At 65.5% G+C, this 26,662-nt stretch carries 27 protein-coding genes and 1 tRNA gene; 20 read left to right on the top strand and 8 right to left on the bottom strand.

Going from position 1 to position 26,662, the window contains the following annotated elements; translation table 11 throughout:
* The 4 genes from AC1DN0_RS32415 to AC1DN0_RS32430 form a co-directional block, all read left to right on the top strand.
* Positions 1-654: AMP-binding enzyme (locus tag AC1DN0_RS32415; protein WP_477146299.1), on the top strand; the 654-nt coding region annotated here is incomplete at its 5' end.
* Positions 655-741: 87 nt separating this feature from the next.
* Positions 742-2,793, top strand: coding sequence for a sodium:solute symporter family protein (locus tag AC1DN0_RS32420; RefSeq protein WP_477146300.1), 2,052 nt, complete (start codon positions 742-744; stop codon positions 2,791-2,793).
* A gap of 62 nt (positions 2,794-2,855) precedes the next feature.
* Positions 2,856-2,946: transfer RNA gene (locus AC1DN0_RS32425), tRNA-Ser, on the top strand.
* A gap of 585 nt (positions 2,947-3,531) precedes the next feature.
* Positions 3,532-3,912, top strand: a complete 381-nt coding sequence (locus tag AC1DN0_RS32430) for a DUF5594 family protein (protein ID WP_441632591.1) — start codon at positions 3,532-3,534, stop codon at positions 3,910-3,912.
* A gap of 36 nt (positions 3,913-3,948) precedes the next feature.
* On the opposite strand, the gene AC1DN0_RS32435 is transcribed toward AC1DN0_RS32430, so the two are convergent.
* Both AC1DN0_RS32435 and AC1DN0_RS32440 read right to left on the bottom strand, forming a co-directional pair.
* A complete protein-coding gene (locus tag AC1DN0_RS32435; protein ID WP_441632593.1) occupies positions 3,949-4,761 on the bottom strand; it encodes an IclR family transcriptional regulator in 813 nt (270 codons plus the stop codon).
* A complete protein-coding gene (locus tag AC1DN0_RS32440) occupies positions 4,761-5,543 on the bottom strand; it encodes an IclR family transcriptional regulator (RefSeq protein WP_441632595.1) in 783 nt (260 codons plus the stop codon). Before AC1DN0_RS32440 ends, AC1DN0_RS32435 begins: the two co-directional genes overlap by 1 nt.
* Before the next feature lie 199 nt (positions 5,544-5,742).
* Between AC1DN0_RS32440 and AC1DN0_RS32445 the strand changes: the two genes are divergently transcribed.
* The 6 genes from AC1DN0_RS32445 (at position 5,743) to AC1DN0_RS32470 (ending at position 10,380) form a co-directional block, all read left to right on the top strand.
* Positions 5,743-6,909 carry an acyl-CoA dehydrogenase family protein gene (locus AC1DN0_RS32445; protein WP_441632597.1) on the top strand — a complete coding sequence of 389 codons (1,167 nt, stop codon included), beginning with the start codon at positions 5,743-5,745 and terminating at the stop codon, positions 6,907-6,909.
* A 73-nt stretch (positions 6,910-6,982) separates the two neighbouring features.
* The gene (locus AC1DN0_RS32450) at positions 6,983-7,960 is read left to right on the top strand and encodes a Bug family tripartite tricarboxylate transporter substrate binding protein (RefSeq protein ID WP_441632599.1); all 978 of its coding nucleotides are present in this window, start codon (positions 6,983-6,985) and stop codon (positions 7,958-7,960) included.
* 161 nt (positions 7,961-8,121) lie between these two features.
* Positions 8,122-9,363, top strand: a complete 1,242-nt coding sequence (locus AC1DN0_RS32455; RefSeq protein WP_441632601.1) for a CaiB/BaiF CoA transferase family protein — start codon at positions 8,122-8,124, stop codon at positions 9,361-9,363.
* Between the two features lie 101 nt (positions 9,364-9,464).
* The gene (locus AC1DN0_RS32460) at positions 9,465-9,668 is read left to right on the top strand and encodes a hypothetical protein (protein WP_276289354.1); all 204 of its coding nucleotides are present in this window, start codon (positions 9,465-9,467) and stop codon (positions 9,666-9,668) included.
* A gap of 87 nt (positions 9,669-9,755) precedes the next feature.
* Entirely contained in the window at positions 9,756-9,971 is a 216-nt protein-coding gene (locus AC1DN0_RS32465) for a hypothetical protein (RefSeq protein ID WP_276289355.1), read from the top strand.
* A 124-nt stretch (positions 9,972-10,095) separates the two neighbouring features.
* Complete coding sequence (locus AC1DN0_RS32470) at positions 10,096-10,380, top strand: hypothetical protein (protein WP_045235542.1); 285 nt, start codon at positions 10,096-10,098, stop codon at positions 10,378-10,380.
* A 102-nt stretch (positions 10,381-10,482) separates the two neighbouring features.
* Here AC1DN0_RS32470 and AC1DN0_RS32475 read toward each other — a convergent pair whose 3' ends face one another.
* Complete coding sequence (locus AC1DN0_RS32475; protein ID WP_441632604.1) at positions 10,483-11,754, bottom strand: serine hydrolase domain-containing protein; 1,272 nt, start codon at positions 11,752-11,754, stop codon at positions 10,483-10,485.
* Positions 11,755-11,935: 181 nt separating this feature from the next.
* Between AC1DN0_RS32475 and AC1DN0_RS32480 the strand changes: the two genes are divergently transcribed.
* Both AC1DN0_RS32480 and AC1DN0_RS32485 read left to right on the top strand, forming a co-directional pair.
* Complete coding sequence (locus AC1DN0_RS32480) at positions 11,936-12,163, top strand: hypothetical protein (RefSeq protein WP_276289358.1); 228 nt, start codon at positions 11,936-11,938, stop codon at positions 12,161-12,163.
* Between the two features lie 138 nt (positions 12,164-12,301).
* Complete coding sequence (locus AC1DN0_RS32485; RefSeq protein ID WP_045235539.1) at positions 12,302-12,586, top strand: hypothetical protein; 285 nt, start codon at positions 12,302-12,304, stop codon at positions 12,584-12,586.
* 535 nt (positions 12,587-13,121) lie between these two features.
* Here AC1DN0_RS32485 and AC1DN0_RS32490 read toward each other — a convergent pair.
* The 4 genes from AC1DN0_RS32490 to glpK form a co-directional block, all read right to left on the bottom strand.
* Positions 13,122-13,508: a hypothetical protein gene (locus AC1DN0_RS32490; protein WP_045235538.1), complete on the bottom strand. Its 387-nt coding sequence runs from the start codon at positions 13,506-13,508 to the stop codon at positions 13,122-13,124.
* A gap of 74 nt (positions 13,509-13,582) precedes the next feature.
* Positions 13,583-13,957, bottom strand: coding sequence for an MliC family protein (locus tag AC1DN0_RS32495; protein ID WP_441632609.1), 375 nt, complete (start codon positions 13,955-13,957; stop codon positions 13,583-13,585).
* A 78-nt stretch (positions 13,958-14,035) separates the two neighbouring features.
* Positions 14,036-15,640: a glycerol-3-phosphate dehydrogenase/oxidase gene (locus AC1DN0_RS32500; protein WP_441632611.1), complete on the bottom strand. Its 1,605-nt coding sequence runs from the start codon at positions 15,638-15,640 to the stop codon at positions 14,036-14,038.
* A 96-nt stretch (positions 15,641-15,736) separates the two neighbouring features.
* Entirely contained in the window at positions 15,737-17,299 is a 1,563-nt protein-coding gene (gene glpK, locus AC1DN0_RS32505) for a glycerol kinase GlpK (RefSeq protein ID WP_477146301.1), read from the bottom strand.
* 57 nt (positions 17,300-17,356) lie between these two features.
* On the opposite strand from glpK, the gene AC1DN0_RS32510 reads away from it, so the two are divergent.
* Positions 17,357-18,232, top strand: a complete 876-nt coding sequence (locus AC1DN0_RS32510; protein WP_441632615.1) for an NUDIX hydrolase — start codon at positions 17,357-17,359, stop codon at positions 18,230-18,232.
* A 29-nt stretch (positions 18,233-18,261) separates the two neighbouring features.
* A complete protein-coding gene (gene purU, locus AC1DN0_RS32515) occupies positions 18,262-19,128 on the top strand; it encodes a formyltetrahydrofolate deformylase (protein WP_045235622.1) in 867 nt (288 codons plus the stop codon).
* Between the two features lie 73 nt (positions 19,129-19,201).
* On the opposite strand, the gene AC1DN0_RS32520 is transcribed toward purU, so the two are convergent.
* Positions 19,202-19,969, bottom strand: coding sequence for a DeoR/GlpR family DNA-binding transcription regulator (locus tag AC1DN0_RS32520; protein WP_477146302.1), 768 nt, complete (start codon positions 19,967-19,969; stop codon positions 19,202-19,204).
* 158 nt (positions 19,970-20,127) lie between these two features.
* Here AC1DN0_RS32520 and AC1DN0_RS32525 point away from each other — a divergent pair, with 158 nt between their 5' ends.
* The 6 genes from AC1DN0_RS32525 (at position 20,128) to AC1DN0_RS32550 (ending at position 26,242) form a co-directional block, all read left to right on the top strand.
* Positions 20,128-21,228: an ABC transporter ATP-binding protein gene (locus AC1DN0_RS32525; RefSeq protein WP_441632619.1), complete on the top strand. Its 1,101-nt coding sequence runs from the start codon at positions 20,128-20,130 to the stop codon at positions 21,226-21,228.
* A gap of 1 nt (position 21,229) precedes the next feature.
* Positions 21,230-22,336: an ABC transporter ATP-binding protein gene (locus tag AC1DN0_RS32530; protein WP_441632621.1), complete on the top strand. Its 1,107-nt coding sequence runs from the start codon at positions 21,230-21,232 to the stop codon at positions 22,334-22,336.
* 5 nt (positions 22,337-22,341) lie between these two features.
* Entirely contained in the window at positions 22,342-23,226 is an 885-nt protein-coding gene (locus tag AC1DN0_RS32535) for a carbohydrate ABC transporter permease (protein ID WP_156176916.1), read from the top strand.
* Positions 23,219-24,040: a carbohydrate ABC transporter permease gene (locus tag AC1DN0_RS32540; RefSeq protein WP_276289910.1), complete on the top strand. Its 822-nt coding sequence runs from the start codon at positions 23,219-23,221 to the stop codon at positions 24,038-24,040. The genes AC1DN0_RS32535 and AC1DN0_RS32540 overlap by 8 nt, the downstream gene beginning before the upstream one ends.
* A gap of 12 nt (positions 24,041-24,052) precedes the next feature.
* Complete coding sequence (locus AC1DN0_RS32545; protein ID WP_045235528.1) at positions 24,053-24,361, top strand: DUF2160 domain-containing protein; 309 nt, start codon at positions 24,053-24,055, stop codon at positions 24,359-24,361.
* A gap of 150 nt (positions 24,362-24,511) precedes the next feature.
* Positions 24,512-26,242 carry an ABC transporter substrate-binding protein gene (locus AC1DN0_RS32550; protein WP_045235621.1) on the top strand — a complete coding sequence of 577 codons (1,731 nt, stop codon included), beginning with the start codon at positions 24,512-24,514 and terminating at the stop codon, positions 26,240-26,242.
* Positions 26,243-26,662 lie beyond the last annotated feature (420 nt).

The following is a 26,662-nucleotide window of genomic DNA, read 5'->3' on the forward strand; positions in this document are numbered from 1 at the left end:
TTCCTTTCCTGCACCTTGCCGCTGCCAGGCATCATCGCGGCAATCGTCGATGAAACCGGGCAGGACGTACCCAATGGCAGTGGCGGCATCCTGGTGGTCAAGCGCCCGTGGCCTTCGATGATCCGTACCATCTGGGGCGACCCGGAACGCTTCAAGAAGAGCTACTTCCCGGAAGAACTCGGTGGCAAGCTTTATCTCGCCGGCGACGGTTCGATCCGCGACAAGGATACCGGCTACTTCACCATCATGGGCCGCATCGACGACGTGCTCAATGTCTCGGGTCACCGCATGGGCACGATGGAGATCGAGTCCGCGCTGGTGTCCAACCCGATCGTGGCCGAAGCCGCGGTGGTTGGCCGTCCGGACGACATGACCGGCGAGGCCATCTGCGCCTTCGTGGTGCTCAAGCGTTCCCGTCCGAACGAGGAAGAGGCCAAGCAGATCGCCGCCGAGTTGCGCAACTGGGTGGGCAAGGAGATCGGCCCGATCGCCAAGCCCAAGGACATCCGCTTCGGCGATAACCTGCCCAAGACGCGCTCCGGCAAGATCATGCGGCGCCTGTTGCGCTCGCTCGCGAAGAACGAAGAAATCACCCAGGACACGTCCACCCTGGAAAACCCCGCCATCCTGGACCAGCTCAAGCAGGCACAATAACGGGGTTCCCGGCCAACCTGCCGGCGCGCCATGCGCGTGCCGGCAGGTTTCCTCCGCATCCACCCCGCCTGTTTAACCACTGCTCTCATGCCCGACGAACAGTCGCGCTTTCGCCGACGGCTGCTGCTGTACTACGGCTTGTTCACGATCGGCCTGTTTGTCTTTATCGGCATGATGGGCCTGCTGGAGCGCTCCAGCGGCGATGCACTCTGGCTCGGTTACGTCTTCCTGTTCGTCACCATCGCCATCTATGCGTGCATCGGGCTGATCTGCCGTACCTCTGACCTCAATGAATACTATGTAGCCGGACGGCGCGTCCCCGCGCTGTTCAACGGCATGGCGATCGCCGCCGACTGGATGAGCGCGGCGTCCTTCATCGGCCTGGCCGGCATCCTGTTCGCGTCGGGCTACGAAGGCCTGGCCTATGTGATGGGCTGGACCGGCGGCTATTGCCTGGTTGCCTTCCTGCTTGCGCCCTATCTGCGCAAGTATGGCGGCTACACCATCCCCGACTTCCTGGCCGCGCGCTATGGCAACGGCAAGCCCGGCGGCAACATGCCGGTGCGCGCGATCGCCGTGATGGCGGCGTCGCTGTGTTCCTTCGTCTACCTGGTAGCGCAGATCCAGGGGGTAGGGCTGATCGTCACCCGCTTTATCGGCGTGGAGTYTGCCGTCGGTGTGTTCTTCGGCCTGGCGGGGATACTGGTCTGCTCATTCCTCGGCGGCATGCGCGCGGTGACGTGGACCCAGGTCGCGCAATACATCATGCTGATCGTGGCCTTCCTGGTGACGGTCTCGATGATTGCCTGGAAGCATCATCACGAAGTGCTGCCGCAATTGAGCTACGGCACGCTGCTGCAGCAGATCGACACACGCGAGCGCAGCATAGAGCGCGACCCGGCCGAGCAGGCCGTGCGCGAACACTATCGCCAGCAGGCCATCCAGATGCAGGAGCGCATCGCCAGGTTGCCGCAATCGTTCGACGACGAACGCAACGCGTTGTCCGCGCGCCTGCAGGAACTGCGCTTGCGCAACGCGCCGCTGCGCGAGATCAAGACGGTCGAGCGCGAACGGATCGAATTTCCGCGCGATGTCGCCACAGCCCATCAGCAATGGAACCAGCAGCGCGAGGAGGCCCTGGCGCGCAGCCAACCCTCCATTCCGTCGACCGAACCGTACCCGTCGCCCTCGGAGGAAGAGCGCAAGACCAAGCGGCTGAATTTCGTGTTGCTGGTGTTCTGCCTGATGCTTGGCACGGCCAGCCTGCCGCATATCCTGACCCGGCTCTACACCACGCCTTCAGTGAAGGAGTCTCGCAACTCGGTGGCCTGGGCAGTGTTTTTCATCGCGCTGCTGTACGTCTCCGCGCCGGCGCTCGCGGCGCTGGTCAAGTACGAATTCTTCCAGCACCTGGTTGGCACGCCGTACGCGGAGTTGCCGCAGTGGGTGGTGCAGTGGCGCAAGGTCGACCCGCCCGTCTTCGGTATTCGCGATGTCAATGGCGACGGCATCGTGCAGTGGGCGGAGATCCTGATCCAGCCGGACATGATCGTGCTGGCCGCGCCGGAGATCGCCGGCTTGCCCTATGTGGTCTCGGGGCTGGTTGCCGCCGGTGCGCTGGCGGCGGCGTTGTCCACCGCGGACGGCCTGCTGCTCACCATCGCCAATGCGCTCTCGCACGACGTTTTCTATCACATGATCGACCGCACCGCGAGCCACCAGCGCCGCGTCACCACCGCCAAGATCGTGCTGCTCGGGGTGGCGCTGTTTGCCTCCTACGTCACGTCGCTGCGGCCCGGCAATATCCTTTTCCTGGTCGGCGCGGCATTCTCGCTGGCGGCCTCCAGTTTCTTCCCGGTGCTGGTGCTGGCGATCTTCTGGCGCCGCACCACAGCCGCGGGGGCGGTCGCCGGGATGGTGGCGGGGCTGAGCGTGTCGATCTACTATATTTTCGTCAACTATCCGTTCTTTACCCGGATGACGGGCATCTTCGGCAACCGCTGGTTCGGCGTGGACCCGATCGCCTCCGGCGCATTCGGCGTGCCAGCCGGGTTTGCCGTGGCGATCCTGGTCAGCCTCCTGACACCACGCAACGCCCCGGTGATCGACCGGCTGGTGACGTACCTGCGGCGTGGTTAGGCCGGCGGAGCAGGAAACACTAGATTTTCCGGATAACCCTCTGATATACTCGTGGACTTGCTGGAGAGATGGATGAGCGGTTTAAGTCGCACGCCTGGAAAGCGTGTATAGGTTAATAGCCTATCCGGGGTTCGAATCCCCGTCTCTCCGCCACTTATACTGTAAGGCTTTGCGGGTTAGCGCTTCTTAACCCGTGGGTCATGGATCAAGGGCTGGGTCATTGGAAACGATGGCCCAGCCCTTTTTCTTTGTCTGTCTGCGGCGTTGCAATGCGTTCGGGTTTGCGCCGGTAGCTCCGCTTCGTTGTGCTCCGCCGGCCAGCGAAAGCGGGGCCTGGGTCTGCAGTCCGTTCCCAAGGTTCGCTCCGGGCAATAAAAAAGCACCTCGTGGAGGTGCTTGTTGTTTCCCGCAACTGCGGGGGGATCCGAACCGGGTCGGCAAACTCACTGGGATCCGGTTCGGACTTGCATGCCTATCTGGCACGCTTGATCTCACTGCCATATTGGCCAGGGGGATCATTCTGCCGCTTACCTTCGCATTGCTACTGCGTGTCTCAGCCGGCAGGTTTTCAGTATAGGTCAGCAAATGGCGGGGTCAACCTGCTTTTGCGCGATAGCATCCCGGGCGCTTGTGCTCCCTGGCGCACGCGGCGATCGTCTGGAAATCGACTCGCAATCCCGGCGCCGCCGGGGCGAACGCCCCGTGCTACGATCCTCAAAAACCGGGAAGAGACATTCAGTGAGCCATGACATCGCACCGCGTTTCAACGCGGAGTTTGCCCCGCGAATCGCCGAGACGATAGCGAATCTGTTCAAGCAGCGTATCCGCGTGGAGGTCATACCAGACGAGACGTCCGACTGCCCCGCGCGGGTCCATCTCTGCGGCGAACCGTTCGATGAACCGCGGCGGTTCGCGCACCAGTTGAACGTCTACCTGTCGTGGGACAGTCTCGAGGTCGAGGCGTTGTTCGCTGCCGGCGGCGCGGAGAAGTTCGAGCACTATCTCGCGGCCCTGGCGGGCAAGATGCGCGCGTGGCAGACGCCGCGGCAGATCGATTTCGGGACGCGTTCGCAAGCGGATCCCACGGTGCTGCTTGGTGGGCTCGATTTCGAGCATTGAGTCCGGTGTCCGGCATCCTGTATCGAACCCGCGCACTCACCGCATCCCCAGCAAGTCCTCCACGCTACGCACCAGGGTCAGCAGCCCCGGTGCGACTTCGCGTTCGCGCATGGCAAACGACCCTGCCTGTGCCGACACGCCACAGTTGAAGACCAGCCATTGGGAATCCACCGGCCTGAATAACGGCACCGCAAAGGCATACACATCGCCGCGCCATTCACCGCGATTCACGCAGTAGCCCTTGGCTTCGAAGTCCTGGCGCAAGTTCGCTAGCTGTGGATGGAATCGAATGAAGGCTTCCGGGTCTTGCAGGCGCAGGCGGTTGAGCACGCTGTCGCGCTCCGCCGCGGGCGCCTTGCACAACCAGGCTTTGCCGATGGCCGTGGTGAGCATTGGCAGCGCTGCGCCAATGTCCGGCGTGACGACAAGACTGTCGGTGGAGCGGGCGGTTTCGACATAGATCATCTGCGTGCGGTCACGCATGCCGAGCGAGACCGCGCCGCCAATGCGATCAGCGAGTTCCTTCATCAGCGGCCGCGCGAGCTGGCGGATATGCATGCTGGCCAGCAGCGGATAGCCGAGCGAGAGCACCGGCGCGCCCAGCCGGTACTTGGCCTGGGTGGCGTCACGGCGCAGGTAGCCGAGCACGGTCAGCGTGTGCGTGAGCCTGGCCACGGCCGATCGCGACTGGCCGGTGCGTTGCGCGAAATCCTTGTTGCCGAGCAGGGACTCGCCGGCACGGTAGGACAGCAGGATATCGATGCCGTGCGCTAGCGTGGTGGCGAACTGGCGGTCGGCGGCATTGTCCTGGTCCGCTGCGGGTGCAATCTGGGAAGGCGTCGCTGCCATCACGATGTCCCCAGTTCCTTTTCCACGCGCCGGACCAGCCGCAGCAGGCGCGGCCCCATCTCGCGTTCGAGCTTGCGCGGTGTCATCCTGGCGCCGGGCACGCCGCAATTGAAGACCAGCGTCTCGCCATCGATTTCGGCGCGCATCGGCACGGCCACTGCATGCACGTCGCGCTGCCATTCCCCGCGCGAGAGGCAGAATCCGAGCGTGGCAAGATCATGCGCCGCGGCGTCCAGCGCGGGCGCGTGAGCCTGCCATTGCCCTGCATCGGCCACGCGTAGTGCCGCCAGCACCGGCTCCCGTTCCACCGGGGACGCCTGGCACAGCCATGCCCGCCCCATGGCGGTGGCGAGCATGGGCAGGGATGCGCCGATATCGGGCCGGAAGGCGATGGCGTCGTGGCCGCGGCTGGTTTCCACATAGACCATCTGCAGCCGGTCGCGCAGGCCCAGCGAGACCGAGCCGCCGACCTGGTCGGCGAGTGCCTTCATCAGCGGCCGCGCGAGCTGCCTGACCTTGAGGCTGGCCAGCAGCGGGTAGCCCAGCGAGAGCGCGGTGGAACCCAGCCGGTAGCGGCGCAGCTCCGTGTCGTAGAGCAGCAACCCGCGTGCCGCCAGCGTGTAGGTCAGGCGGCTGATCGTGGCCTTGGACAGCCCGGTGCGTTCCACCAGTTGCTTGTTGCTCATGACCGGCTCGCCCACTCGGAAGCACTCCAGCAGCGCCAGGCCGTGGGCCAGCGTGGTGGCGAAGGCGGGGTCGGGGTGATGGGGACGGGGCGGCATGATTTGGGGGGGCGGAAACGGCGGAGGGCGCGGGCAGGCCGCATGGGCGTGGCATGCATCCATCATAGCCATTGATGCGCCCGGCGCGCATGGCCTGCGTTCAAGATAGCAAAACATCGATCCGCTTTCCAGGCACGGATTGCTACGCTGGTTTGCATGCGGCCGATCCCGGCGGCAATGACCGGATGGAGCAAGACAGATGATCAGGGAACCGGATGCCTTCCAAGCCTTCCTGGCCGAATTGCGGCGTTTCGTGCGCGAGCGGCTGGTGCCGCGTGAGGCCGAAGTCGCCAGGCTGGACGATGTGCCCGAGCCGCTGGTGCGGGAAATGGCCGGGATGGGCCTGTTCGGATTTTCGATTCCCGAGGAGTACGGCGGCGCCGGCATGACGACCGAGGAGCTGGTGCTGGCGGCGCTGGAGCTGTCGCAATGCTCGGTGGCCTTCCGTGCGCGGGTGGGCACCAATACCGGCATTGGCTCCGAGGCGCTGGTGGCGGACGGCACGGCGGCGCAGAAGCGCCGCTACCTGCCTTTGCTGGCCAGCGGGGAGCTGACCGGCTCCTTCGCGCTGACCGAGCCGGAGGCCGGCTCGGACGCCACGGCGCTGACGACTTCCGCGCGGCGCGAAGGCGATCATTACGTGATCAACGGCACCAAGTGTTTCATCACCAATGCGCCCATCGCCGGCTTGTTCACGGTCATGGCGCGCACCGATCCCGCGCGCGCCGGCGCGGCCGGCATCTCGGCGTTCATCGTCGAACGCGGCACGCCGGGACTGAGTACCGGGCAGCCCTACCGCAAGATGGGGCAGGAGGGCTCGCCGGTGTCCGAAGTGCATTTCAGCGACTGCCGCGTGCCGGCCTCCAACCTCATCGGCGGCGAGGAAGGGCAGGGCTTTCGCACCGCGATGAAGGTGCTCAACAAGCAGCGCATCCACCTGGCCGCGCTGTGCACCGGGCCGGCCATCCGCATGCTCGACGAGGCGATCCGGTTCGTTGCCGGGCGCCAGCAGTTCGGCCAGCCGCTGGCGGAATTCCAGCTGGTGCAGGCGATGATTGCCGACTGCCAGACCGAGATCCACGCGGCGCGCGCGCTGATCATGGAAACGGCGCGTCAGCGCGATCGCGGCGAGGACGTCACCATGCAGGCTTCGATCTGCAAGTACTTCGCTTCCGAGATGTGCGGGCGCGTGGCCGACCGCTGCGTGCAGATGTTTGGCGGCTACGGTTATATCGCCGATTTCGGCATCGAACGCTTCTATCGCGACGTGCGCCTGTTCCGGCTGTACGAAGGCACCAGCCAGATCCACCAACTCAATATCGCCAAACGCACGCTCGCGCTGGCTGCTGCCGCGAGCGCGTCGTAATCGTTCGGTTTCGTCAAGAAAGAGCAGCCGCCGGCGGTCGCGCCAGGTGGCGTCATACCGTCAAGGAGACACCATGTTGAAAACCATGCTTGCGGCAGGCGCTGTCCTGCTGGCCACGCTTGGACTCGTGCAACCCGCGCTGGCCGAGGCGGCTTATCCCGCTAAGGTGATCCGGCTGGTCGTGCCGTTCCCGCCGGGCGGCTCCACCGATACGCTCGCGCGCTTGCTGGCCGAACAGTTGAAGGAGGAACTCGGGCAGTCCGTGGTCGTGGAGAACAAGGCCGGCGCGGGCGGCAATATCGGCGGCGATGCGGTGGCCAAGGCAGCGCCCGACGGCTACACGCTGCTGCTCGCTGCGGCGGGGGCCACCGTCATCAACCCCAGCCTTTACCCTCGCATGTCCTATGACCCGGTGCGCGATCTGGCGCCAGTCACGATGCTCGCGCGCGAACACAACCTGATGGTGGTCAACCCTTCGATTCCGGCGCTCAATCTCAAGGAGTTCATCGCCTACGCCAAGACCAGGCCCGGAACGCTCAGCTTTGGCTCGCCCGGAAACGGCTCGCCGGCGCAGCTTGCGGGCGAGTTGCTGAACCAGTCCGCGGGCATCAAGCTGCAGCACGTGCCGTACAAGGGCAGCGGCCCTGCGGTGGCCGACCTGATCGCCGGGCACATTACGATGATGATCGACAACATGCCCGCGCTGTTGCCGTATGTCCAGTCGGGCCGCCTGCGTGCCCTGGCGGTGGCGAGCGACAAACGCGCCAGTGCGCTCCCCGATGTGCCGACGATGGAGGAGGCCGGCCTGAAGGGCTACGTGGTGACGGCATGGAAGGGGCTGATGGCTCCGGCCGGCACGCCGCGCCCGATCATTGCCAGGCTGCATGACGCGACCGCAAAGATCCTGGCCAGGCCGCAGATGCGCAAGCGCCTGGTGGACCTGGGCGCGGAACCGGTCGGCAATACGCCCGAACAGTTCGCCGCGCAGATCCGTAGCGATACGGCATGGTGGGCTGCGCTGGTGAAGTCGACCGGCACCACGCTCGACTAAGCAGATATGCAGCAGGTATGCATAGCCAAGTTCAGGGTCCGGCCATGGCGGCCATGACGAAAACGCCCAGCGTTACGCCGCGCAATGCGATAGGTCCGGGCAGCGCTTGTGCGAGCTCCTGCTATTGCCCACCACACAAGACTCGTTCCCCCGACTCCATCATGAACCACACAGATCAAGACGCGGCTGCCGCGCATCAAGGCGGGCCGCTGGCCGGCGTGCGCATCCTCGACATGGCCACGGTTGTGGCCGCCCCGTTTGCCAGCACGCTGTGCGCCGACATGGGCGCGGAAGTCGTCAAGCTCGAGTTGCCCGACGGCACCGATCCGCTGCGTGGGCTGGCGCCGGTCAAGGATAAGCTGCCGCTTTACTGGAAGGTCACCAATCGCGGCAAGCGCGGCATCACGCTCGACGTGCGCAAACCGGAGGGCCGCGCACTGTTTCTCAAGATGCTGCCGCAGTTCGACGTGCTGGTGGAGAACTTCCGTACCGGCACGCTGGATCGCTGGGGCCTGGATGCCGGGACGCTGCACGCCGCCAACCCGCGCTTGACGATCCTGCGCCTGACCGGCTTCGGGCAGACCGGGCCGTATGCTGGTCGCGCGGGTTTTGCGCGCGTGTTCGAAGCGATGAGCGGCTTCACCAACCTGGTGGGCGATCCCTGCGGCCCGCCGTTGCACATGAACTATCCGATGGGCGATATGGTGGCGGGGCTGTTCGGTGCGTTTTCGATTGCGGCCGCCGTGGCCGACAGCCGGCGCGCGCAGGATCGTGGCAATGGCGTGCACGGYCGCGAGATCGACCTGTCGGCGACTGAGGCATTGTTCCGTTTGCTGGAGCCGCTCGCCGTGGAGTACGAGCAACTGGGGCAGGTGCGCCAGCGCGCCGGCAATCGTGCCACCTACACCGCGCCGTCCAATATGTACGCCACGGCGGATGGCCACTGGGTTTCGCTGGTAGCCTCGTCGGACCCGATCTTCCGCCGCCTTTGCCATGCCATCGGCGAGGCCGGCATGGCGGACGACCCGCGCTATGCCAGCAACCCGGAGCGCGTGCGCCATCTGGATGCGCTCGATGCCGTCATCAAGACATGGTTCGCCACGCATGACTACGCGGCAGTGGCGCAGGCGCTCGGCGCGCGCGAGATCCCGTTCAGCAAGATATTCACCATCGCCGATATCATGCGGGATCCGCATTTCCAGGCACGCGGCGCGATCGTCCGCTTGCCCGATCCCGATCTCGGCTCGATTCCCGCGCCTTGCATGGTGCCGCGGTTTTCCGGCCACCAGCCGCCGGCGCCCCGCAGCGGCCCGGCGGTGGGCGAGCACAACGACGCCTTCTACGGCGAACTGGGCCTGACGGCGGCCGATCTGGAGACGCTGCGCGGACAGCAAGTGGTCTGAGCGCGCCGTGAGCGTCGCGTGTCCCGGCCGAGGAGGCGTTGCAGCCGCCTCATGCGCAACTCGTGCTAAAGTGCCCTGATGCGATCCTCCGGAGGAGCATCATGGCTAAGGATTCCACGCCGCACCTGCAGGCTATTGTCCAGACAGCCCCCCAGGCGGGGCGCTATGTATGGGTAATCACCCTGGTCGATTTCTCTGCGCAGTTGCTCAAGCGCACCATTGTTTCGGACGATACCTTCACCACATCGGATGCTGCGCGCGTAGCCGGCGACGCGCAGCTCAAGGCGATGGCGGCGGATAGATAGCCGCACGGTATTGGCGATGCGGTTCCTCGCACTGGCGGTGCGAGGCCGGCACGCGGGGACGAAGTGCACGCGCAAGGCGCGGGAGCGATGATGAGCATGTGCGAGGCCTGTGCGCAGATCCAGCCTGGCTCGATCGGCGGCACGGGGCATCCCCGGCTGCTATTGACGGACACGCAGCGCATCAAGCCGCGCGGCCAGCCCGCGATCACCTTTGCCACCTACACCTGTGCCGATTGCGGTTGCCGCTGGCGGCACGAGAGCGACAAGAACGGCAAGGGGCCTGGCTGGTCGATACAGACCTGAAGGCAACCTGAAGGCAGCATGAAGGTATTGTCGCCATCGCCCGGGAACAGGGCGAGGCGAATCCGCTGCGGTGCGGCGCCGGCAGGCCGCATTCGCCATTCAACCATCACTAGGGGAGCGCAAGTTGGACACTGGACCATTTACCCGCTACAAGGGTTTCGATCTCTATCCGCTGATCTATCGCCACCAGGCTGAGCGCACCTGGCCAGAGCGCCGGCCGGATCGCAGTTTCAATGCTTCCGTGGTTATCTGCCGCGAAGGACATGAGCCGGGCACCGAGCGTTCGCGCGTGTTCCGGCTTGCCGCGGCGCCCTGGGACAATATCGGCACCGCGCGCCGCGGCGCGGTGAAGTTCGGCGAGGACATCATCAACGGCCTGGTGCCGGGCGAGTCCGTCAGCGCGCTGTAGGGGGGGAGGCCGGCTGGCGCCGGCGCTCCAATGCGGCGGCAGGCGGCCGCGTCGCCATGCCATCGCTACCGGCGCGTGCGCGCCGGTCCTGTCATCCGCGCATCACGGCGTCATGGCGCTATACACCTTGTTCCGGAACCAGGCGCGGTAGTACTCACGCTGCCCGGGCGCCTGCATCATCCAGATCGCCACGGTCTTCTCCTTCGGGTCGACCCAGAAGTAGGTGCCCCCGACTCCGCCCCAGTAGTAGTCGCCAACCGACCCCGGCGTGGCTGCCTCGCCAGTGCCCGTGCGCGTGCCGAAACCGAGGCCGAAGCCATAGCCCGGACCCGGCAGGTAGGCCGGGCCGCGCGCCAGCGAAGGCCCGGCAATCGTGCCGAGGTGGTCGGCAGTCATATAGGCGACCGTCTTCGGCGAGAGCAGGCGCACGCCGTCGATTTCGCCGCCGTTGAGCAGCATCTGGGCAAAGCGGAAGTAATCCGCCGCGGTCGACACCAGCCCGCCGCCACCCGATTCGAGTTTCGGCGCGTGGCGCACATCGATCAGCCCGACCGGTACCTTGCTGTCGGGGTCGATGGCAAAGGGCTCGGCGATGCGGGCCTGCTGGGCCTGCGGAACCCAGAAGCCAGTGTCCTTCATCTGCAAGGGCGTGAAGATGCGCTGCTGCAGATGCGCCGCCAGGGTCTGGCCCGACACGCGTTCCAGCAAGGCGCCCAGCACATCGGTGGAGCGGCTGTACTCCCAGGTGGTGCCCGGCTGAAACTGCAGCGGCACCTTGGCGAGACGGCTAATGAATTCCGTATTGCTTTGCTCTGTGGCATCCACGTCCAGGCGCTTGTATTCCTCCTTGACCAGCGACTTGCCGAACACGCCATAGGTCAGCCCCGACGTATGGCGCATCAGGTCCTGCACTGTCATCTCGCGCTGGGCTGGCACCAGTTCCAGCACGGGCTTGCCGGCGGCGTCGGTCTTCTCCACGCCGACCCGCAGGCCCTTGAGTTCGGGCAGGTACCTGGAGACCGGATCGGCAAGCTGCAGGCGTCCGTCCTCGACCATCATCATCACGGCCACCGAGACGATTGGCTTGCTCATCGAATAGATGCGGAAGATCGAGTCGGACCGCATCGGTACCTTGCCGGCCGCATCCTGCCAGCCGATGGACTGCGTATCGACGATTTTGCCGTTGCGTGCGAGCAGGTACACGGCGCCGGGAATACGGCCCTGCGCGACATCGGCACGCACGCGTGTGCTCATGGCGTCCAGTTGCGCGGTGGAAAAACGGGTCGTGAGCGGGGCGGCGCTCTGCGTCGACTCCGGGGCCGCGCAAGCGGCCAGCAACGCGACCGCAAGCACTGGCAATGTGCTACGTATCATTTGTCTCATCCTTTGTCTTATCGTTGTTTTGGCAATGTCTTATCGATGTTGCATCGATAGCGGCTCGATTCCGGCAAAAGCCACGCGATCATCGCATGCATGATCGTGCGCGTGTATCGAGGCTCACCCGGATCAGGCCTCGCGCCATGCTACGATCCCGACAAATTATTCGGAGGTGAAGATGTCCAAGCACGTGTTCACTCGCGGCCAGTATCTGGCAATCCTCAATGAAAGCCTGAAGAACGATCCGAGGTGGCAGCCCGGCATGGCGTTTGTCTTTCATCCGCCCGGCGCTGACGAAGCCAGTGCGACCGGCGTCGGCTGTACCGGCCCGGACGAGGCGCTTCCCGTCTACGCGGAGATCGAGCGTGTGGCGGCGGAGTTGATCGAGGTGAGGGAGGCGGAATAGGCGCGGTCCGAGGTAGTCTCGGGACGTGGGGCGCGGGTGCCGGGCGTGCGCGCGCTGTGCAGCGCGCGCAATACAAAGCGGGACCTGCCGCCGACCTGCGTACAATACCGCCCCAGACAGACTCTAGCGGAACATGCCGTGAAAAAGACCGACCTCGAAAAGAACAAAGCACTGAAGCTGGCCAACAGCCTGAAGCTGTCCGCCGCCCTCCGCGCCGGGCGCGATACCGGCCCGGCCAAGGTCGATCGCCGCGAACAGCGCCGGCTCGACCAGGAACAAGGCCTGGTGCCGTTTGCCTGCAAGCTCGACGCTGAACTGGTCAAGCGCCTGCAGGCGCTGGCTCCGGCGCATGCCGGTGGCATGAGCGGCCTGCTCAAGGAAGCGCTGGAACGCGGCCTGCCCGCGCAGGACGCGGCAGGCTGATATCCGCGTGGACGCGGTCTGGGATGAAACGCTGAAACATGTGCGCCTTCATTCACAGGGTGGCGCGAAACGCTGAATGGTAAAAACAAAACGCCCGCTGGCATATCAGCGGGCGTTTTGCTATCCGGGGTCCGGGTTATGCGCCGGATCGGCAAGCTCGCAACTTAATGCACGAACAGCCAGATCAGCAGCAGCACGAAGGCCGGGACACCGAGCAACCAGGCGAGGATGTAGGGCATGATTTCCTTCCTTTCTTCCGTGTTTTCCATGGTTCCACTATAAGCAGGGCGGATCTGGCGCGGTGTCCGGCGGCTTCCCCTTGCGTTGTAGGATGCGGCTGACGAATGTAGGAACTCTGCGCATGCCAGGGGCAGCGGGTTTGCCGCGCAAGGGACGGCTCAGCCGGGAGCGGCGGGAAGGACGGGGGAGGGGAGTCGGGGGAATTCGGCTGCCCGGCGGAGACGCCAGGCGGGGCCTGGGGATAACGACCTGCCGGCCGTTATCCCTCGGTGTGGGCAAAGGGGTAAAGGGACGCTCAGTCCTCTTCGCCTTCCTCCGAATCGAGGAAATCGCGCCGTAACATCCAGTTTTCGATGGCTTCGTCGCAGATCTTCTTGAGTTTCTGCTTCTCCGGCACTTTGTCGAACAACTCAAAGTTCACCAGGGCGATGCCGGCGTCGGAGATGTAGAACAGGCGGCCCGGCTCGTCGTAGTGCACGATGCGCCCGTCGATGCCGGTTTCCTCGCTGTCGACCGGCATGTCTTCCAGTTCGACCACCCGGCACGTGAAGCGCGGCGCGCGGGTATGGGTCAGATATTCAAATTCGTCATGCATGACCTCGCCGCCCTTGGGCGTGAAGATCGCGAAGCCCCAGATAAAGCGGGGCATCGGCAGATCGGACAGATCATCAATCTCGTCCATGGTGTTCTCCCTGATTCGATAACCCGCATTATCGCTCGACCGGGGCGTCAGCACCAAAATGTTCTGGAGATGGTCTACTTGACCGCACGGCAGTTGGCGTAGACCGGCGGTGCGTTTTCGCCCTTGGTCAGGTCCTCCAGCATGCCTTCGTCGCCCTTGGTGATCCACAGGTGGGCACCATGCGCATAGCGGGCGCCAGAGCCGGTGAGCACGCTGACGAAGAGCAGCGGCTTGCCGTCCAGCCGCAGGATGGCGATCTGGTTGTCTGCGCTGTTGAAGTAGCGCGCCGTGAGCTGTTTGCCTTCGTCGCACTGGTAGCGCACGGTGCGGGCCGGGTCGAAGCGCACGCCGTCGATGCCGGGCCTGGCGAAGGCGGGGGCCGCGGCCAGGCAGATGGCGCCGGCGAGAGCGCAGTTGGCGGCGCGGCGCAGGAGCGAACGAAGGGACATGTGGTTTCCTTGTTGATCAGGTGCCGATGAAACAGGCCAGGGTGTGACGGCCGCGTTTCCCGTGGGGCGGCGTCGCCTTCAGGCCAGCATATAGCTGCTTGCGAGACCTCGGAAACTGTCCACCTCGGCGGATTGCCAGGCGGCGTCGTGACCAAGCTCCTCGGCCAGGATCTCGGCTACCCGGGGCGCTGCCGCGCTGGCGGCGCTGGCTTCCAGGAATAGTGCGCGATTGCGGCGCGCCAGCACGTCTTCGACCCGCCGCGCCAGCTCGAAGCGCGCGGCAAAGCGCACATGGGCGGCAGTGAGCCCGGAGCCGGGCACCAGCAATTCGTCGTTGCCCGGCAGCGCGCGCAGCATGCCGAGTTCGTTGCCGTAGTAGCGGTCGGGCGAACCGCTGCCGGACGGGGGCAGGTCGGCTGGCAAGCCTTGCGAGCCATGCAGCGGCAGTTCCGCGGTCACGCATGGCGCGGCCGGCAGCATCTGGCGCTGGATTGCCGTGCCCACCACGTCCTCGGCCATCTTGCGGTAGGTGGTCCATTTGCCGCCGGTGACGGTGATCAGGCCGGCCTTGGAGACCAGGATGGTGTGCTCGCGCGAGAGCGAGGCGGTGGAGGCTTCGCCGGTGGCCTTGACCAGCGGGCGCAGGCCGGCCCAGACGCTGGTCACGTCGGCGCGGGTGGGCGTGCGCGACAGGTAGCGCGCGGCGGTCTCCAGGATGAAGTCGACATCGTCGGCGCCGGCATGGGGCTCCAGCGGCAGGTCCTGGCGCGGGGTATCGGTGGTGCCGACGATGGTGTGGCCGTTCCAGGGCACCACGAACAGCACGCGGCCGTCGTCGGTCTTGGGGATCAGGATGGCGCGGTCGCCGGGCAGGAAGCTGCGCGGCAGCGTCAGATGCACGCCCTGGCTGGGCGCCACCATGCTGCGCGCGTTGCCGTCTTCCATCTGGCGGATGGCATCGACCCAGACGCCGGTGGCGTTGATCACACAGGGCGCCTTGAGGTCGAAGCTGGCGCCGCCCAGCACGTCCTGCACGGTGACGCCGTCAATCACGCCATTGCGCTGTGACAATCCGCTCACGCGCAGGTAGTTGATGGCCGTGCCGCCCACATCGAACAGCGTGCGCATCAGCGCGATGGCCAGGCGGGCGTCGTCGAACTGCCCGTCGAAGTACAGATTGCCGCCGCGCAGGGGCCGGCCCCCCACGTGCTCGGCCAGGGTCGGTGCCGCCGCCAGCGTCTCGCGGTGGTTCAGCCAGCGGCTGCCGGACAGGTTGAGTCCGCCGGCCAGCATGTCATAGAGCTTCAGGCCGATGCCGTAGAAGGGCTGGTCGAACAACTGGTAGGCAGGTACCACGAAGCCGAGCGGCCATACCAGATGGGGCGCGTTGCGGGCCAGCAGGCCGCGCTCGTGGAGCGCCTCGCGCACCAGGCTGATATTGCCCTGCGCGAGGTAGCGCACGCCGCCATGGACCAGCTTGGTGGCCTTGCTGGACGTGCCCTTGGCGAAGTCGGCGGCTTCCACCAGCAGCGTGCGGTAGCCGCGCGAGGCGGCATCCACCGCCGTGCCCAGGCCGGTGGCGCCGCCGCCGATGACGATCACATCCCACTTCGGCTCGCGCTCGAGGGTGGCGAGCAGGGCGGCGCGGTCTGGCGGCAGGATGGGAGTAGACAGTTTCTGCATGATTCCTTGTTTGATGCGAATGCTGATGGCGGGCGCTGATTGCGTTGCGCGGTTCCGCCGGTTATGCCGGTTGCGCGGGATGTGGCCCGCCCGCGCTCAGTTTGCCGATCGGGGCGGCGCGCTGTCCTCGCGGGCCCAGTCGCGCGCGCGTTCTACCGCGCGATGCCAGCGCCACAGCCGGTAAGCGCGCGCATCCGCGGACAGGTTGGGCTCGAAGCGGTGCTCCACCTGCCACTGGCTGGCGATCTCTTCCTCGCCGCTCCAGTAGCCGGTGGCCAGCCCCGCCAGGTAGGCGGCGCCGAGCGCCGTGGTCTCGGTCACGCGCGGGCGCACCACGGCCGTGCCGAGCAGGTCGGCCTGCATCTGCATCAGCAGATCGCTGCGCGAAGCGCCGCCGTCCACGCGCAGTTCGGCCAGCGAGATGCCGGCGTCCTTCTGCATGGCGTCCAGCACGTCCACGCTTTGCAGCGCGATCGATTCCAGCGCGGCGCGGGCGATGTGAGGGCGTCCGCTGCCGCGCGTGAGGCCCACCAGCGTGCCGCGCGCGAACGGGTCCCAGTGCGGCGCGCCCAGGCCGGCGAAGGCTGGCACCAGCACCACGCCGTCGGTGTCGTCGCACTGGCGCGCCAGCGGTTCGACTTCGGGTGCGCTGTTGATGATCTGCAAGCCGTCGCGCAGCCACTGGATGGTGGCGCCGCCCATGAATACGCCGCCCTCCAGGCAATATTGCGTGCGGCTGGCGGCCGGCGCCGTTCCGCCCAGTTGCCAGCCGATGGTGGTCAGCAACCGGTTGTGCGAAGTCACCGGCTGCGACCCCGTGTTCATCAGCAGGAAGCAGCCGGTGCCGTAGGTGTTCTTGGCCATGCCGGGCGCGTGGCAGGCCTGGCCGTAGGTGGCGGCCTGCTGGTCGCCGGCGATGCCGGCGATCGGGATCTCCGCGCCGAACAGCCTCAGTGCGGTGCGTGCCACCTCGCCGCTGGAAGGCACTACCTCGGGCAGCAGGCTGCGCGGGATATCAAGCAGGCCGAGCAGGGCGTCGTCCCACTGGAAGGTGTGGATGTTGAACAGCAGCGTGCGCGAGGCGTTGGATACATCGGTGACGTGGCGCTTGCCGTCCGTGAGCTGCCAGATCAGCCAGCTGTCGACCGTGCCGAAGGCCAGCTCACCGCGCTCGGCGCGTTCGCGCGCGCCTTCGGTGTTGTCCAGCATCCAGCGCAGCTTGGTGCCGGAAAAATAGGCGTCGAGGATCAGGCCGGTCTTGTCGCGGAACAGGTCGCCGTGGCCCTCGGCCTGCAGCGTCTCGCACATCGGCGCCGTGCGGCGATCCTGCCAGACCAGCGCGCGGCCGATCGGCTCGCCGGTCTGGCGGTCCCACAGCACGGTGGTCTCGCGCTGGTTGGTAATGCCGATGGCGCGAATCTGGCTGGCCGAGACGCCGGCATCGTTGAGCACCTCGTGSGCCACSGCCAGCTGCGAYTGCCAGATYTCRTAGGGATCGTGCTCGACRTGSCCRGGRTGCGGRTAATATTGCCGGAAYTCGCGCTGSGCGAYCCGCRCCACATTGCCGGCGTGATCGAACAGGATGGCGCCCGAGCTGCTGGTGCCCTGGTCGAGCGCCAGTATGAATTGCGGCAGGCCCGGCGGCTGAATTTGCGTCATGCGTTTTGTCCTGGAAATACTTTTACGGGCGTGCCTTGCCGGCCGCCGAGATCATTCATGTCCGATACCTTGCCCGACAGCCAAGTCCGCGATACCGGCGTTTCCGCCATTTCCCGCATTAGCGGATCGCTCGCCGCGCGCAGCCCCTTCGATGCCGAAGCCCATCTGCGGCTGACGGTGGCAGGGCGCCAGGTTGGCTGGCTGCCGCGCGCGCATGCCGGCATCCTGCGCGCGCAGGAGGCWGTGCCGGGCGTGCTGGGCGATTCGCAAGACGGCAGCGTGGCGCTGCTGCCGTCTTGCGGCGACTTTGCGGCGCGCAGCGCCACGCTGGCGGTGCTGGCGCGCTGGCTGGCGGATACCGGCCATGTGCGTGGCTGGCGCGACGAACTGTTCGCCGTCACGCCCGCGCTGGAGGCGCTGGCTTTTGCCACCATCGAACGCGCGGCGGCGCGTTTTCTCGGGCTGCTGACCTTCGCCTCGCACATGAATGGCGTGATTGCCGGCGAACGCGCCTTGTGGATTTCACGCCGCAGCGCGGCCAAGGCGGTCGATCCGGGGATGTGGGACAACCTGGTCGCAGGCGGCATGCCGCACGGCAGCGATCCGCTCGCCACGCTGGTGCGCGAGTGCGACGAGGAATCCGGCATCCCGCCGGCGCTGGCGCGGCGTGCCGAGTCGCACGGAGTGATCGAAGTCCTGCGCGAAATTCCCGAAGGCGTGCAGTGGGAAGCCGTATATGTGTACGACTTGCCGCTGCCGCCGGATTTCGTGCCGCATAACCGCGACGGCGAGGTGGCCGAGCACCGCCGTATCGAGCCGGAGGCATTGCTTGCTATCATGGCGGATGGCGCCATGACGGTCGATGCGACCCTGGTGACGCTGGATGCGCTCAACCGCCGCGGCTGGAGCGTGCCCGGCACCCCCCGCCCATGATCGGCGCGCACACGACAGAACAACACACGATGAGCAATACCGGATTCATTCTCACCATCTCCTGCCCGGACCAGCCGGGCATCGTCCATGCCGTCTCGGGCCTGCTGTTCCAGCACGGCTGCAATATCGTCGATTCCGACCAGTTCGGCGATGAGTTCACCGGCCGCTTCTTCATGCGGGTGCACTTCACGCCGGCCGCCGGCGGCCCCGACCTGCCCACGCTGAAGGCCGCCTTCGCGCCGGTCGGCGACCAGTTCGCCATGCAGTGGGACCTGTTCGACGCCAGCGTCAAGCCGCGCGTGATGATCATGGTGTCGAAGATCGGCCATTGCCTGAACGACCTGCTGTTCCGCGCCAAGGCCAGCGGCCTGCCGGTGGAGATCGCCGCCATCGTGTCGAACCACCGCGATTTCTACCAGCTGGCGGCGTCGTACGATATTCCGTTCTTCCACCTGCCGATGATGAACGCCTCGGCCGAGCAGAAGGCCGCGCAGGAAAACAAGGTGTTCGAGATCGTGCAGGAGCAGAACATCGACCTGGTGGTGCTGGCGCGCTACATGCAGGTGCTGTCCGACGACCTGTGCCGCAAGCTGGCCGGCCGCGCCATCAATATCCACCACTCTTTCCTGCCCAGCTTCAAGGGCGCCAAGCCTTACTACCAGGCGCACGACCGCGGCGTGAAGCTGATCGGCGCCACCGCCCACTACGTGACGGCCGCGCTGGACGAAGGCCCGATCATCGAGCAGGAAATCGAGCGCGTGGACCACAGCATGGATCCCGAGCAGCTCACGGCGGTGGGCCGCGACGTGGAATGCGTGGCCCTGGCGCGCGCCGTCAAATGGCATGCCGAGCACCGCATCCTGCTCAACGGCCACAAGACCGTCGTCTTCAAGTAAGCCCATCACCAGGTGCCCGGCGCCAGCCGCGCCGGCACCGCCTCGCCAGCCTGGACGCTGCCGGTCGGCGCGCTCACGCCTGCGCGACCACACAGCTCACTCCGCTTTCTTCCAGCATGCTCTCGAACGGCGGCTTCAGCGGCTGATCGGTGAAGAGCCGGTCGATCTCCGAGAGATGCGCCAGTTCCACCATGGCTTGCCGGTTGAACTTGCTGGCATCCGCCGCCAGCCAGACTTCGCGCGAATGCTCGATGATGGTCCGCGCCACCTTCACTTCGCGAAAATCGTAGTCGCGCAGCGTGCCATCGGCCTCGATGCCCGAAATGCCGATCAGGCCGATATCCACCTTGAACTGGCTGATGAACTCCACCGTGGCCTCGCCCACGATGCCGCGGTCGYGCGAGCGCAGCACCCCGCCGGCGACGATGACCTCGCAATCGGGGTTGTCGGCCAGGATGCTGGCCACGTTCAGGTTGTTGGTGATCACGCGCAGCCCGCGGTGATGCATCAGCTCGCGTGCGATTTCTTCCACCGTGGTGCCGATATTGAGGATCAGCGAGCAACCCTCGGGCACCGCGCTGGCCACGGTGCGCGCAATGCGCGCCTTGCCTTCGGCATTGAGCACCTGGCGCTGGCGATAGGCGATGTTCTCCACCGTCGAGCCCTCGACCCGCACGCCACCGTGAAAGCGCGCCAGCATGCCGCTTTCGGCCAGCATGTTGACGTCGCGGCGAACTGTCTGCAGGGTCACGCCGAACTTGCGCGCAAGTTCGTCGATGGAAGCGAAGCCCTGGTTGCGAACCTCTTCAAGCAGGGCGGTCTGGCGTGGATTTAGCGTCATGCCGGCATTCTAGTTCAAACACAAACGAAAACAAATGATGCAGTGCATGATTGTTTTATGTTCGTTTTTGAACTAAAACGAGCGGAAGCAAAGATTTGTGCGTCTGCGTCGATGCAGGTCCGGCGGCGCGGAACAGCATGTCGAACCCCGGAGACCCGATGCAGCTCAGATTGGAAGGCATCGCCCAGCAGGCAGGCTCGCAGGCGTATCTGTATCCCATGTCTTTGTCGCCCGTGCCGGGCGCGGTAACTATTCTGCTCGGTGCCACGCAGGCCGGCAAGACTTCATTGATGCGGGTCATGGCGGGGCTGGACCGGCCCAGCGCCGGCCGGGTAGAGGTGGACGGCGTGGACGTGACCGGCATGCCCGTACGGGAGCGCAATGTCTCCATGGTCTACCAGCAGTTCATCAACTACCCCTCGCTGAGCGTTTTCGACAATATCGCCTCGCCGCTCAAGCTGCGCCGCGCCAAGGACATCGATGGGCAGGTACGCGCGCTTGCCGCCCGGCTGCATATCGAGCACCTGCTCGACCGCCTTCCCGCGGAGCTCTCCGGCGGGCAGCAGCAACGCGTGGCGCTGGCGCGCGCGCTGGCCAAGGGCGCGCCGCTGATGCTGCTGGACGAGCCCCTGGTCAACCTGGACTACAAGCTGCGCGAAGAACTGCGCGAGGAGCTGACGCAGCTCTTCGCCCATGGCAATGCCACGGTGATCTACGCCACGACGGAGCCGTCGGAGGCATTGCTGCTGGGCGGCCACACCGCGGTGCTGGACGCGGGCGAACTGCTGCAGTACGGGCCGACGCCGGAAGTCTTCCACTATCCCGCCTCGCTGCGCGTGGCGCGCGCCTTCAGCGATCCTCCGATGAACCTGATGGCGGGCGAGATGCAGGCAGGCGCGCTCGCGCTGGCGGGCGGCATTACCCTCCCGCTGCCCGAAGCGGCGACCCACGCCGGCGCGGTGACGGTTGGCGTGCGGGCCGGTGCATTGCGGCTGGATGCCGTGCCCGGCTCCGTGCCGGTGGCCGGCCGCGTGGCGCTGGCGGAGCTGTCCGGATCGGATACCTTCGTGCATATGGACTCGCCGGTGGGCAACCTGGTGGCGCAGTTTCCCGGCGTGGTAGATCTGGAACTCGGGGCGCCGCTCACGCTGCATCTCGATCCCGCGCAGCTCTACCTGTTCGATGCCGGTGGCACGCGCATCCACGCGCCCAGGCGGCCGGGCAGGGTGGCGCCGGCGGCTGCCGAGCTGGGAGCCTGAGATGGCGCGCATCGACCTCGACCTGTCCCATTCCTACCGGCCCGAACCGCAATCGGACGAAGACTATGCGCTGCTGCCGTTGAAGTTCACCTTCAACGACGGCGGCGCCTACGCCTTGCTCGGGCCTTCCGGCTGCGGCAAGACCACCCTGCTCAATTGCATTTCCGGCCTGCAGCGGCCCTCGCACGGCACCGTCTCCTTCGATGGCCGCGAAGTGACCGCGGCCACCCCGCAGGCGCGCAATATCGCCCAGGTGTTCCAGTTCCCGGTGATCTACGACACCATGACGGTAGGCGAAAACCTGGCTTTTCCGCTGCGCAACCGCGGCGTGGCACCGGCGCAGGTGAAGGAGCGCGTTGGCCGCGTGGCCGAGATGCTCGACTTGTCCGCTGCGCTGGACCGCCGCGCGAGCGGCCTGGCGGCCGATGCCAAGCAGAAGATCTCGCTCGGGCGCGGGCTGGTGCGCCAGGACGTATCGGCCATCCTGTTCGACGAGCCGCTCACGGTGATCGATCCCCACCTCAAATGGCAGTTGCGCCGCAAGCTCAAGGAAATCCATCACGAGTTCCGGCTGACCCTGATCTACGTCACGCATGACCAGACCGAGGCGCTTACCTTTGCCGAGCAAGTGCTGGTGATGTCGCGGGGCAAGGCGGTGCAGGTGGGATCGGCCGAAGCCTTGTTCGAGCGGCCGGCGCATACCTTTGTCGGCAATTTCATCGGCTCGCCGGGCATGAATTTCCTGGCGGGCCAATGGCGCGACGGTGCCATCGAGATCGCCGGGCGGCGCTATTTCCCCGAACTGGTGCCGGCCACGGCCGCGGCACTGCAGGCGGCCGGCACGTTCCAGGTGGGCGTGCGCCCCGAGTACCTGCGGCTGGCCGCCAGCACCGATCCGCAGGCCGTGCCGGCGCGGGTGGAGCGCGCGCAGGACATCGGCACCTACTGGCTGGTCACCGCCAGCGTGCGGGATGCCTCCGGCCACGCTGCCACGGTGCGCGGGCGGCTCGGCAACGAAGCCGTGGCGCTGCAGGCGGGCGAGACCGTGTGGCTGTCCGTGTTCAACCGTCATACCTGTTACTACGTCAACGAGGAGCTGGTTGCATGAGCACGCTGAAGCCCGTCAACCAGAAGGCCTGGCTGCTGGTGATCCCGGTGGTGCTGTGCGTGGCRTTCTCCGCCATCCTGCCGCTGATGACCATTGTCAATTACTCGGTGCAGGACATCATCTCGCCCGAACGCCGCGTGTTCGTCGGCACCGAATGGTTCCGCACGGTGCTGCGCGACGGCGAGCTGCACGATGCGCTGCTGCGCCAGCTCGGCTTCTCGCTGGCGGTGCTGGTGGTGGAGATCCCGCTGGGCATCCTGCTGGCGCTGTCGATGCCGGCCAAAGGGGTGAAGGCATCGGCGGTGCTGGTGGTGATCGCGCTGTCGCTGCTGATCCCGTGGAATGTGGTTGGCACGATCTGGCAGATCTTCGGACGTACCGACATCGGCTTGCTGGGCGCTGCGCTCGCCGGGATGGGGTTCGACTACAACTACACCGGCAGCGCGGTGGACGCCTGGTTCACGGTGCTGGTGATGGATGTCTGGCACTGGACGCCGCTGGTGGCGCTGCTGTGCTATGCCGGCCTGCGCGCGATTCCCGATGCCTACTACCAGGCCGCGCAGATCGACGGCGCCTCGCGCCTGGCGGTGTTCCGCTACATCCAGCTGCCCAAGCTGCGCGGCGTGCTGATGATCGCGGTGCTGCTGCGTTTCATGGACAGCTTCATGATCTACACCGAGCCCTTCGTGCTGACCGGGGGCGGCCCCGGCAACGCCACCACCTTCCTGTCGCAATTCCTGACGCAGAAGGCCGTGGGCCAGTTCGATCTCGGGCCGGCCGCGGCGTTCTCCATCATCTACTTCCTGATCATCCTGCTCACGTGTTTCATCCTCTATAACTGGATGCAGCGCGCGGGCACCGCCGGCAGCGAGGACATGCCTCATGCGTGAAGCCAATCGGAACGCCACCTACTGGCGCGCGGTATTCCTGCTGGGGTACCTGGTGTTCGCCATCCTGCCGATCTACTGGATGCTGAACATGTCGTTCAAGTCCAACGAAGAGATCGTCTCCACGCTGTCGCTGTGGCCAAACGATTTCACGCTGGAGCACTACAAGACCATCTTCACCGACGCGTCCTGGTACTCGGGCTATATCAACTCGATGATCTACGTGGCGATGAACACGGTGATCTCGATCACCGTGGCGCTGCCCGCTGCCTATGCGTTTTCGCGATACCAGTTCATCGGCGACAAGCATGTGTTCTTCTGGCTGCTGACCAACCGCATGACGCCGCCGGCGGTGTTCCTCCTGCCGTTCTTCCAGCTCTATACGACGATCGGGCTGATGGATACGCACCTGGGCGTGGCGCTGGCCCACCTGGTGTTCAACGTGCCGCTGGCGGTGTGGATCCTGGAGGGCTTCATGTCGGGCGTGCCGCGCGAGATCGACGAGACCGCCTATGTGGATGGCTACTCCTTTCCGCGCTTCTTCATGACCATCTTCCTGCCGCTGATCAAGGCGGGCGTGGGCGTGGCCGCATTCTTCTGCTTCATGTTCAGCTGGGTGGAACTGCTGCTGGCGCGCACGCTGACATCGGTCAACGCCAAGCCCATCGTCGCCACCATGACGCGCACGGTGTCGGCCTCCGGCATGGACTGGGGCGTGCTGGCCGCGGCCGGGGTGCTGACCATCGTGCCCGGCGGCATCGTGATCTGGTTTGTGCGGCACTACATCGCGAAGGGCTTCGCGATGGGCCGCGTGTAAGGAGGAGAACGCATGTTCAGCTGGATGGTATGGACCACCCCGGTGGCCGTGTTCTTCGTCTGCATCGCGCTGATGCTGGTGGGCATGACGGTGTGGGAGACGCGCGCGCCCACCATGGAGCGCAAGGGCTTCCTGCCCATCGCTACCACCAGGGGCGACCGGTTGTTCATCGGACTGATGTGCGCCGCCTGGATCAACCTGGCCTGGGTGGGCCTGGGCGAGAAGATGATGGCGTGGTTTTCGCTGGCGGAGGAGCCTTCGATCTGGATCAGCCTGGTGATTTCGATGCTTGCGCTGGCATTGGTGATGCGCAAGGGCTGAGGCTCGCATGGTTCGCCGGCAACCCGGGCCGGCAAGAATAAAGCGACGGATTTTTCGTCAATGGGCATGGCGGCCTGCACCTTCCCCGGACCGCGTCCCAGACAAAGAGCAGGGAGGGGGATTCTCGAGGAGACGTTCATGAAGGTGCACGTGAAGTTGGGCATGACGGCGCTGGCCTGCGCGGCGGCGCTAGCCTGCGGCCACGCCGCGTGGGCGGGCGAGGCCGAGGCCAGGAAGTGGGTCGACAGCGAGTTCCAGCCGTCGACGCTCTCCAAGGACAAGCAGCTCGCCGAGATGAAGTGGTTCATGGACGCGGCCGCCAAGCTCAAGGCCAAGGGCGTCACGCAGATCAGCGTGGTTTCCGAGACCATCACCACCCACGAGTACGAATCCAAGACGCTGGCCAAGGCCTTCGAGGAAATCACCGGCATCCAGGTCAAGCACGACATCATCCAGGAAGGCGACGTGGTGGAGAAGCTGCAGACCTCCATGCAGTCGGGCAAGTCCATCTACGACGGCTGGATTTCCGACTCCGACCTGATCGGCACCCACTACCGCTATGGCGCCATCCTGCCGCTGACCGACTATATGGCCGGCGCCGGCAAGGAGTGGACCAATCCGGGGCTGGACGTGAAGGACTTCATCGGCACCAAGTTCACCACGGCGCCGGACGGCAAGCTCTACCAGTTGCCCGACCAGCAGTTCGCCAACCTGTACTGGTTCCGTGCCGACTGGTTCGCGCGCAAGGACCTGCAGGACAAGTTCAAGGCCAAGTACGGCTATGACCTGGGTGTGCCCACCAACTGGTCCGCGTACGAGGACATCGCCAATTTCTTCTCCAACGATGTCAAGGAACTCGACGGCAAGAAGGTCTTCGGCCATATGGATTACGGCAAGAAGGATCCGTCGCTCGGCTGGCGTTTCACCGACGCCTGGCTGTCGATGGCCGGTTCGGCCGACAAAGGCCTGCCCAACGGCATGCCGGTCGATGAGTGGGGCATCCGCGTGGGCGCCGACAAGTGCACGCCGGAGGGCGCTTCGGTATCGCGCGGCGGCGCCACCAACAGCCCGGCCGCGGTCTATGCGCTCACCAAGTACATCGACTGGATGAAGAAGTACGCGCCGCCGCAGGCCATGGGCATGACCTTCTCTGAAGCCGGCCCGGTGCCGGCGCAAGGGCAGGTGGCGCAGCAGATCTTCTGGTACACGGCGTTCACCGCCGATATGACCAAGAAGGGCCTGCCGGTGGTCAACGCCGATGGCACGCCCAAATGGCGCATGGCGCCGTCGCCCTATGGCCCGTACTGGAAGCAGGGCATGCAGAACGGCTACCAGGACGTAGGCTCCTGGACCTTCTTCAAGAACACCGATCCCAACCGTCTCGCGGCGGCGTGGCTCTACGCGCAGTTCGTGACCTCGAAGACGGTATCGCTGAAGAAGTCGCTCACCGGCCTGACCTTTATCCGCGACAGCGATATCCACCACGACTACCTCACCAAGAACGCGGCGCAGTACGGCGGCCTGATCGAGTTCTACCGCAGCCCGGCACGGGTCGCGTGGACGCCCACCGGGACCAACGTGCCTGACTATCCCAAGCTGGCTCAGTTGTGGTGGAAGAATGTGGCGACAGCCGTCACCGGAGAGAAGACGCCGCAGGCCGCCATGGACAACCTGGCCGAGGAAATGGACCAGGTGATGGGACGGTTGCAGCGCGCCGGCATGACGAACTGCGCGCCCAAGCTGAACCCCAAGAGCGATCCCGCCAAATGGCTGTCGGATGACCACGCGCCCTGGAAGAAGCTGGCCAACGAGAAGCCCAAGGGCGAGACCATCGCCTACGACAAGCTGCTGCAGGCCTGGAAGGAAGGGCGGGTGCGGTAAGACGATCCGGGTAGTGGTCGCCTGGCCCTGAAAGCGGCGGTGCAACGGTGACGTTGCGCCGCCGTTTTTCTGTCCTGAACGAAGTGCCGCCTCATCGACTTTCAGGAGCGTTGAAAAAACCCCTTGACTATCTATCTACCAGTAGATAATATTCAGGACATGGAAGCCACTGCTCCGCCCCAGCAAGAAAGCTGAAGCAGGAAAGAGGATCCAGCGCAACACCCGGGGAATCCCCGTTTTTTTGGGCCAACCARTCTATCTACTAGTAGATAACTACCAGAAAGAACGAAGGCTTCCAAAGCGTACCGATTCGATTCCGCCCCAGCGCGGATCCTCAAAGTGAATGGAGAACATCATGACCTCGAACCTCTTCGCCAAGACCCTGATCACCGCCGCCGCCCTTGCCGCCGCCTTCGTTGC

The sequence above is a fragment of the Cupriavidus sp. 05N39 genome (genome assembly GCF_056397325.1).